The sequence below is a fragment of the Corynebacterium lipophiloflavum DSM 44291 genome (assembly GCF_000159635.1).
GTDB classification, from domain to species: Bacteria; Actinomycetota; Actinomycetes; order Mycobacteriales; family Mycobacteriaceae; genus Corynebacterium; species Corynebacterium lipophiloflavum.
The window spans coordinates 86,338-87,584 of record NZ_GG667191.1; the positions used below are offsets into that span (position 1 = coordinate 86,338).

At 56.9% G+C, this 1,247-nt stretch carries 1 pseudogene; it reads left to right on the top strand.

Features of this window, described 5'->3' with window-relative positions:
- Positions 1-210: 210 nt before the first annotated feature.
- Positions 211-1,074 (top strand): annotated as a pseudogene (locus HMPREF0298_RS00405) (IS3-like element IS3502 family transposase); the annotation flags it as partial.
- Positions 1,075-1,247 lie beyond the last annotated feature (173 nt).

The following is a 1,247-nucleotide window of genomic DNA, read 5'->3' on the forward strand; positions in this document are numbered from 1 at the left end:
CAGACCACGAGCGGCCTTGCACAAGCGCCAGCATGATCAACCTGTAATTGGTGACCACACCAAACTCCTTCCATGGTTACGCGGCCCGCGCGTACACACTGCGCAGGGCCGTCAACCACAGACTGCCAACCCAACTACCCCCGGTACCCGATACACGCACACCCAGTACCCGATACCCGCCCGACCGGTACTAAAAACCGAACCCGGTCAGATGACCACCGCACCGATTACTCGGTCAAGCGGATGTGCACCGTACTCGGGTTAAACCGCAGCTCCTACTACAAATGGAAAGCTAGCAGCGCCCAGCGGCACCGCAGACTGGTTGATGATGCCATACTCGGAGCCAAGGTGAAGGCCATCTTCGACGACAAGAAGCAGCTCTACGGCGCAAAACGCATTGCCGCCGAGCTGACTTTCAACGATGCGTACAGTAGCACCGGACCGGTCAACCATAAGCGCATCGCCCGGATTATGAGGAAGCTTCAGCTGCGCGGCTACACGAAAAAACGTAAGGTCACGACAACACAGCGTGAGCGTCATCGCTTTATATTCGCTGACCTGGTCAAGCGGAACTTCACTGCGCCAGCTGCCAATAGGATCCTCGTCGGCGATATTACCTATCTGCCGATCGCAGACGGGTCGAATATGTATCTGGCTTCTGTGATTGACTGCTACTCGCGGATGCTCGTCGGCTTCGCGATCGCAGACCACATGCGCACCGACCTCGTCGAAGAAGCGCTCGAGCATGCTCGCCGTACCCGTGGCAGTCTCTCCGGGGCGATCTTCCACTCAGATCATGGCAGCGTGTATACCTCATCGCAGTTTCAGGCTGTCTGCCGAAGACTCAACGTCACCCAGTCGATGGGAGCAGTTGGCAGCAGCGCTGATAATTCACTCGCGGAGTCGTTTAACGCGGCGTTGAAACGAGAAGTGCTCAAAGACCAGAAAGTCTTTTCCAATCAGCTAGTCTGCCGGCGCGACGTCTTCGCATGGTGTGCGCGCTACAACACCACCCGAAGGCATTCCTGGTGCAAGTACCTCACACCCATTGAGTACGAATCTCAAGCTTCCTAACAATGCGCTAGAGTAAAGCCAATAATTTCACCCCCACGGTGTCTACTTTCCGGGGGCCGGGCCCAGCCACCGGGTGGAAACAAGCCATCAACCAACTAGCCGTGGCATACCCCGACCGATTCGCGGACTACTTGTAAACCAAGCCCCCGCACACAAACAATCGGACACCCTCC